The organism is Microvirga aerilata, assembly GCF_016743775.1.
Taxonomy (GTDB): domain Bacteria; phylum Pseudomonadota; class Alphaproteobacteria; order Rhizobiales; family Beijerinckiaceae; genus Microvirga; species Microvirga aerilata.
This window is the reverse complement of the sequence record NZ_JAEQMY010000153.1, coordinates 1-7,554: the sequence shown is the minus strand read 5'-3', so window position 1 is coordinate 7,554 and position 7,554 is coordinate 1. Positions and strand designations below refer to the sequence as shown.

Annotated in this window: 4 protein-coding genes and 3 pseudogenes; 4 read left to right on the top strand and 3 right to left on the bottom strand. The window is 61.2% G+C overall.

What is annotated here, in order from left to right; all coding sequences use genetic code 11:
* Positions 1-112 precede the first annotated feature (112 nt).
* On the top strand, positions 113-430 hold the full coding sequence (locus tag JKG68_RS30075) for an adenylate/guanylate cyclase domain-containing protein (RefSeq protein ID WP_202065863.1): 318 nt from the start codon (positions 113-115) through the stop codon (positions 428-430).
* Here the strand turns inward: JKG68_RS30075 and JKG68_RS30070 are convergent.
* Complete coding sequence (locus JKG68_RS30070) at positions 427-1,923, bottom strand: amidase (RefSeq protein ID WP_202065861.1); 1,497 nt, start codon at positions 1,921-1,923, stop codon at positions 427-429. The genes JKG68_RS30075 and JKG68_RS30070 overlap by 4 nt on opposite strands.
* An 83-nt stretch (positions 1,924-2,006) precedes the next feature.
* Complete coding sequence (locus tag JKG68_RS30065) at positions 2,007-2,303, bottom strand: helix-turn-helix domain-containing protein (protein ID WP_202065860.1); 297 nt, start codon at positions 2,301-2,303, stop codon at positions 2,007-2,009.
* A gap of 1,179 nt (positions 2,304-3,482) precedes the next feature.
* On the opposite strand from JKG68_RS30065, the pseudogene JKG68_RS30060 reads away from it, so the two are divergent.
* The 3 genes and pseudogenes from JKG68_RS30060 to JKG68_RS30050 all read left to right on the top strand — a co-directional run bounded on the left by JKG68_RS30060 (position 3,483) and on the right by JKG68_RS30050 (position 6,846).
* Positions 3,483-4,206 (top strand): annotated as a pseudogene (locus tag JKG68_RS30060) (IS66 family transposase).
* A gap of 925 nt (positions 4,207-5,131) precedes the next feature.
* A pseudogene (locus JKG68_RS30055) lies at positions 5,132-6,142 on the top strand (2-hydroxyacid dehydrogenase).
* Between the two features lie 272 nt (positions 6,143-6,414).
* On the top strand, positions 6,415-6,846 hold the full coding sequence (locus JKG68_RS30050; protein WP_202065858.1) for a hypothetical protein: 432 nt from the start codon (positions 6,415-6,417) through the stop codon (positions 6,844-6,846).
* A gap of 111 nt (positions 6,847-6,957) precedes the next feature.
* Here JKG68_RS30050 and JKG68_RS30045 read toward each other — a convergent pair.
* Positions 6,958-7,554 (bottom strand): annotated as a pseudogene (locus tag JKG68_RS30045) (beta-glucosidase); the annotation flags it as partial.

Sequence of the window (7,554 nt, the reverse complement as noted above, 5' to 3'; positions counted from 1 at the left end):
ACGGCATCCCGAGATGATCGTCCGCTTCTTCCGCCATGCAGGCCTCTCCGTTACCGGCATCCCGTGAAGATCATTAACTTGAGATTCGAAAGTCTCAGAGTCTCACGCCAAAATGCCAACGGCTGGTTCAAAACTGGGAATCTCACGCCAACATGCTCAGCGACAGTTAGGGATCGACATCCGTTCAGGCCTGCACACCGGCGAATGCGAGGTCCTGGCGAGTGGGGCGGATGTGGGTGGGATTGCCGTTCACATCGGCGCCCGGGTCGCGGCTGCGGCCGCCCCTGGCGAAGTGCTGGTTTCGCGTACGGTCAAAGATCTGGTCGCCGGCTCAGGGCTTCAGTTCCAAGACCGGGGACTGCGCATGCTCAAGGGAGTGCCGTCGAAATGGCGGCTGTTTGCGGCGGAGGACCAATTCCCTCATGCTTAGTCCAGGATCCCAGCTGGCAGCCGATGGCTCAAGGGACAAGCCTGCTCCATCTGCGCGGCAAACGAGAAGAGGATTGCCTCGTGCCCAAAGCGCGCGACGGCCTGCACGCCAACAGGCAGACCATCAGGCGTCCAGTGCAACGGCAGGCTGGCGGCCGGCTGGCCGGTGATGTTCCAGATGGGAGAGAAGGGCATAAACCGGAATGCCCGATCCGCTGCCTGCCGCAGGAGCGGTCCATAGCGCAGATAGCGACCAAGGCCCAGGCGGGCTGCCAGCATCTGCAGGACCGCCTCAAGGCCTCTGGGGTGAAGTTCTCCGTGCCTGACCGGAGGGCTCGCCAACGTAGGAGTGAGCAGGAGATCATAGGTCTCAAAGAACCCTGCAATCTGGCGCGTGGTTCGATGAAGCCGCTCCAGCATAACTGAGAGTTCCGCAGCCGAGAAGCCCCGCCCCAACGCGCGGCACAACCACGTGCTCTCCTCGACCTCGCTGCGCCGGGCCCTGGTGCCGGTCATCTCCTCCGCAAAGGCAAACTCCTGCGACACTGCTGCTAGGAAGGTGATCAGAAACCAGCTGAAGTAATCCTCCGGCACGGAAGGCGCGGCTTCCTCGACCTGGTGGCCCAACTCGGTACAAAGCCTCGCCGCGTTCTCCACCGCGATCCGACACTCCGGATCCACCGCAGCGCCATTAGGAGCCGCTGAGCTGAAGGCGATCCGCAGCCGTCCGGGCGATCTCGTCGCGGCCGCACCAAAGGAGCCCTCGGGTGCGGCTATGCCATAGGGTGCACCGAGATCAGGCCCGGCAATCGCGTCCAGCAGGCGGGCGCTGTCCCGAACGCTGCGGGTCACAGCATGTCCAATAGCGGCGCCATGCCAACCCTCCCCAATGTAGGGGCCGTTGGGCGTGCGTCCGCGAGTGGGCTTGAGTCCAAAGAGACCACAACAGGATGCCGGGATGCGGATCGAGCCGCCTCCGTCGGTGGCGTGGGCCATCGGCACCGAGCGTGCTGCAACATGAGCCGACGATCCTCCCGATGAGCCGCCGGTGGTGCGGTCCAGCGCCCAGGGGTTGTTGGCCCGGCCCAGATGCCGGGGCTCGGTCACCGGGGTGAGCGAAAGCTCGGGCACCTTGGTGCTGCCGAGGATGATCAGGCCAGCAGCCTTGAAGCGGCGGACCATCTCGCTGTCCTGCGGCGGCACCCAGCCGCGCCAGATGCGGCTGCCATTGTGATAGGGAATGCCGGCAGCAACATGCATGTTGTCCTTGAGCAGGAACGGCACACCGGCGAAGGGGGCGTCCACCACCGGCCCGCGGGCGCCCCGGCGCGCCTGGTCCAGGGTCCATTCGGCCATGCCGGCCAGCTTTGGTTCCGCCTGCTCCAGCCGCGCGATCGCGGTTTCGACGAGTTCGGCTGGACTGACGTGCCGCTGCCGCACGAGATCAGCGAGCGCGGTGGCATCAAGCGTGATGTAGTCATCCACAAGGCTCATCAATCTGTACCCGTGCTCTGTTCTCCGGGAGAGGATAGCAGACATTGGTTGGCTCTGAGCCGGGGGATCATGACTCATTGCACTCAGGTCCCGAGGGGGTCTTCGACGCTCCTCGGATTGCGGTCGAGCAGTGCCACAAGGTCCCGTGCTGGTCCTTGTGGTGAGCGGCGGCCCTGCTCCCAATTGCGCAGGGTTCCCACCGCAACGCCGATGCGGCGGGCGAACGTGGCTTGCGAGAGGCCGGTCTTGCTCCGCACGGCTGCTGCATCAATGGCAGTGGGGAGCCTCAGCCCACTGCCCAGGCTGAGATCATCGTCTGTGTCTGCGAGAATGGAGCCAAGGCTGGCAAGGAGATGCTCGAACTCGGTGTCATCACTCATGGTCGCCCCGCTGATGGAAGGGAGGACATACGTCAGTGGTGCAGTACGTCAATGACAGAGCGCAGGAGCCCGGGATCATGCTGGGGCTTTTCTTAGGCTGGGGATCACTCACGCGTGCTGAAACCTGAAGCAAAGAGTTTGGTGCCACCCCAGGCGTGGCGATGGTCCAAACGACCTGTGAGTCTTTGCCCGCGACCTCATCACGGTTCACCCTTGCGCTCTTGGTTCAGGACTGCCTGCTACCCATATTAAGCCTATGCCACACAAGGGAACTTCGCCCCGTACGCCTGACCTGTTCGAGTACACGATCACCGTACCGACACCTCTGTCGCAGCGGAGTACGCCTCCGCCTAGGCAGGCGGGAGTAGCCAGCTTGTCTGACGCACAGTTGGTCCAAAACCTTGGTCAGCTGATGGACGAGTTGCGGCACCGCCTGGAGGCGGGCAGGGGGAGCCGGCCGGAGCTGGAGGCGGCGGCCAAACAGGCCAGCCTGTCACTCAAACGCCTTATTCCAGGTTCTGCACGTCGGGACAGGCCCCCAAGGTCCAGCAAAACTTCCTCTGTGCTGCAGGAGGGGCAGCGCAAGGCTGTGCGGGCCGCGCTTTTGGCCGGGGTGGCACCCAATCAGGTTGCCAAGCACTTTGGTCTGTCGCTGGCTACTGTGCGTAAGGTGCTCGACGAGAGTGCGTGAGCCCGCAGGATGGTGGATCCTTCTGACGCCGATATCCTGCAACCTGTGTTCTCAGGGGCAGGAGGAGGCTTGTGGCCGACAACTTACCTCCGGGATGGAGCCATTCCAGCATAGGGGTAGCACCGGACGCGCTCAAGGGTGAGGCCGAAGTGCTCCCCCAGCTTGCGAATGGCCCCACTATGCTCCAGGTAAGGATCCCGGTTTTCAGGACCAACAATGATGATCCTGAAAGTTGGGTCATAGCGCCCAGCTGGCGGCAGCATCGCTGTGACAAGGGCTGCTCCCTCCGCACTGCGCAATGTCAGGAACTGGGGCATGACGCGCTGCACGTGAGCCTTGAGGCCGATGTTCTGCTCAACAAACCGGGCTGGAGATCGAGCGATAGGTGCTCGTTGCGGCTTCCCAGGCCTGACGGAATTGTTTCTCGACCACGTGGCCGTAATTACCCAGGCCTTGCGCAAACTGGGTTTCGCTGATTCCCTGGTGTCATGGGCCGCAGCGATCTTGAGCGTCTGAGCAAGGAAGAGCTGATCGAGCTGGTGCTGCGACTGCAGCGGCCGCAAAAGACCTCACGCACATCCTCCAAGCCGCCCGCGACCGATCGCAAGGAGCGTCGGGATCAAGCCAAGCCCGGTGGCGCCAAGCCAGGTCATGAAGGTCACAGCCGGATCATCAGCGCCATGCCTGATGAGGTGGTCGAGCACCATCCTGACCGGTGCTCCTGCTGCTCAGCCGTCCTCATGGCGGATTGGTCGGCGGAGACGATCAGCATCCACGAGCAGATTGAGCTGCCGGAGGTGGTGCCCCGCGTCACCCAGCATCGGCGCCTGGCGGTGCTTTGCCCTGGCGGAGGAGGTCGCAACCCTTGCCGCCTCGACCCTCGCCCGCAAGCGCCGTGCCCTGGAACGCAGTCTGGACGCAATCTTGGCCACACCGACCTCCTGCGATTTGGCCCGTGACCTCCAGAGCAAGTTCCGGCGTGCGCGCCATCAGCTTCTGACCTTTGCCCACTGGCCTGGCAGGGTTGACGCGACGAACAACGCCTGCGAACGCGCCCTCAGACCCGCCGTCATTCAGCGCAAGGTGACCAACGGCTACCGGGCCATGTGGGCTGCCGAGGGCGAAGCGGACATTCGAACGGTCGTCGACACGGCTCGTCTCGGCCCGGGAACTAACGCGTTCAGGACAATTCTTCAGACCGTGTCCGCCTGAACCTCAGGTCAAAATGGGGCGTGGGTAATTACACGTGGCCCATCACATCCGACTCGAGCGCGGGTTCACCTTCGGTCTCAATCCGAAACCAGGTCTTCGAGCCTGGGGCATCGCAGATGTACTGCATCTCTGATCAACGCAGGAGTACGGCGAAGGTGCCCAGAGGTTGCGACATCCGACTGGAGCAACACGAGCTTGGGTTTCTTGCTTCACAGAACATTATCAGGCGACCGCTGGGTCTGCCGTGCTGTGCGGGAACGGTACAGGGGAAGGCAGAAGATCGGCTCTTAAGGATCAAGGTCACTACGATTCGGGAAGCCAACCTCGCGGGCGAATATTGCAAAGAGAGCAGAGAAGATGGCATTAGCTGATAACCTGTGAGACCAGATTGCAACCTCAAAGCACTTGGACGAACCGAAGAAGAGCTATCGGCAAAGCCGGGTCGTTTGTGGAGAATGTGGAGTTAGATCCTTGAATCCAGAACGAGCAGTCATGCAGGACTGGATACCAGTCAGACTGGTACCACGGGATGGAAACCTTGTGATCCTCTGGATCGAGGATGAGGAGGCCCCGCCAGCCAATCCGGTGACGGTTGGAGTCTGGGAAACGGACGACATCACAGGGCGGAGCCACTGGCGTGTCTTCGGAGGTTGTTACGGGACGCACACCTACTTCGACCGGCACATCGTCGGCTGGCGGCCGCTACCGCAGGGTTATCGTTGAATGTGGGGAACCTGCATTCCCAACAATCACAGATGAAGAGATCGAGGTATGGATAGCGACAAGGTTCTCGGTGATCGGATCGGGAATGGTCATGGGCAGCCCCTCGCGTTAGTCAGCAATACTGGAGAAGGTACTCAGAGCTACTGTTCAGTGAAGAAGGTCAGTACGACCTTACCCTTGGAGCCATCATAGGAGAAAGATAATGCGGGTCGCCGTGTTTAGCACGAAGCCTTACAATAAGCATTTCCTCGATCGGGCCAATCTTGGCTCTGCGCACCAGCTAACCTATCTCGATGCCCGCCTGTCTGCCAGCACCACTGCCTTGGCCGGGAATGCAGAGGCAGTCTGTGCCTTCGTCAATGATGAGATCGATGGGCCCTGCCTTGAGGCGCTCGCCCGACGCGGCGTCCGTCTCATTGTGCTGCGTTCTGCAGGCTTCAATAATGTGGACATTGCAAAAGCCGAGGATCTCGGCATTACGGTTGCTCGGGTGCCTGCCTATTCTCCCCACGCTGTGGCCGAACATGCGGTGGCGCTCGTGCTGACCCTGAACCGCAAGATCCACCGTGCCTACAACCGGGTGCGGGAGGGCAACTTTGCCCTCGAGTGGCTTCTCGGGTTTGATCTTTGCGGAAAGACAGTTGGCGTGGTTGGGGCAGGCAAGATCGGACAAGTAGCCGTCAAGATCTTCGGTGGCTTCGGCTGTCGGGTCCTGGCCCATGACCCTTATCCCGATCCAGCCTGTAAGGAACTCGGGGCGCAGTACGTGTCCAAAGATGAGTTGCTCGCGGCGTCCGACGTTGTCAGCCTCCACTGCCCACTCACGCCTGAGACGCATCACTTCATTGACGCTGAAGCCGTTCAGGGGCTGAAGCGAGGTGTCATGCTGGTGAATACGAGCCGGGGCGCCGTGATCGACACGAGGGCAGCCATTGCAGGCCTTAAGAGCGGGATGATCGGGGGGCTTGCCCTTGACGTGTACGAGGGGGAGAGCGAGTTCTTTTTCGGCGATCACTCCGGGGATGTCATCAGGGGTGACGTCTTTGCTCGTCTCCTCACATTCCCGAATGTTCTCATCACCGGGCACTAGGCGTTCTTCACCGCGGAGGCTCTCACGAGCATCGCTCAAGTCACCATTGAGAACCTCACCAGCTTCGAGAAGACAGGCCGTGCAACCCACGCCGTCACGAATGACAAAGATGCCACTCGATAAGATGGCTGTTCAATCGTTCAGGGCTCACCTTCTGGCAGACCTGCAAGTAGATGCAGAACATAGATCCCGAGCACCAGGCTGTGGCAATAGCCACAGCGCCAACGCCTGACTGGCTGAACTCACGTCCGGACTCTGCCAACCCAGAAGACCGAAGCCGCAGTGAGTATCCGTCGCCGCCAACACCCTGCACCGGCGTTTGCTACCGTGGAAGCCCCTACGCATGAACGCAAGCTCGTCGCCATTCTTGCTGCCATGTGTGCATCAGGCGCGGCGTGCGGGACCACATCCCAGATCGGGGCGAGTACGAGTTTGAGGACCTCGGCGAGCACAGCGTCAAGAACATTGCCCGTTCCGTTCGCGCATTCCGGATCATGTTCGACCCGGATGCTACGACCGAACTCGGAGAGGTTGCCGGGGTGCCGGAGGCGTCCCTCTCAAGCGAAGCCGCCTCAAGCTTGCCGCAGGATGCAATCGAGCTTGAGTTCTGGCAGTCAGTTCAGGCCAGCGGGGCTGTCGAGGAGTACAGCGCCTACCTCGACCGCTACCCGGACGGGATCTTTGCCCCTTTAGCCCGAGAGCGTCTTGCCAAGCCTGACACCTTGGAGCGACTGCAACCTGCGCCGGAAGGCTCTGCAGTCGAACTTGCCTTCTGGGACACGGTGAAGGAGAGCGGGAATCCGGCGATGTTCCATGCCTGCCTTTAGCAGTTCCCCGCAGGGTGTTTCAAGGCTCTGGCAGAGATCCGCTTGGCTGAACTTGAGGGCGCAAATAATGACAGTACGAGATAAGCCAGAATAGAAGTTGCCCGATCTGAGTCAGCGCACCTGATCCGTGTGCTGTTCAGGGGTCATCTGGCCGACTGCATGAACCTGATTTCGTGCTCTTGCAAAGATGCGTTGCTGGCGCCGCAGCTCCTGGGCCTGGGGCGGGTATGGCGTCCGCGTTCCGTGACTGTCCGGGGTTGAGAGCAGCCCGACCGGGCAAATACGCTCATCTTCCCAGCCCGGATAATCAACAACTGGATACAGGCAAATGCCGGCAAAAGGCACACCCTGTGCAATCGCATCACGGACCTCCGCACACACATAGCTCAGCCAAGCCGCACGGCTCGATCCCTCCGCCCCGGTTTCAGCCAGGAAGATCGGCTTGTTGTAGCGCTGCTGCGCCTCTTTGAGCATTTCACTGAGAGGCCGGTAAGCGTAATGACCCAATGGAATTGTACTGCCACCCAGGTACCACTGATTGGCCGGGTAGTAGTTCATACCGATGAAGTCAAGAAGGTCCGGGCTTCCGCCGAGTTCAGGCTCTAGGCGGCCAGTGAGCAGATCAATCGATTCGAACTGGGACTGGCGCTTCGCCTCAGCAGCACGGACGTGCTCAGGATCATCCGAGTTCGGCACCACGTTGATCAG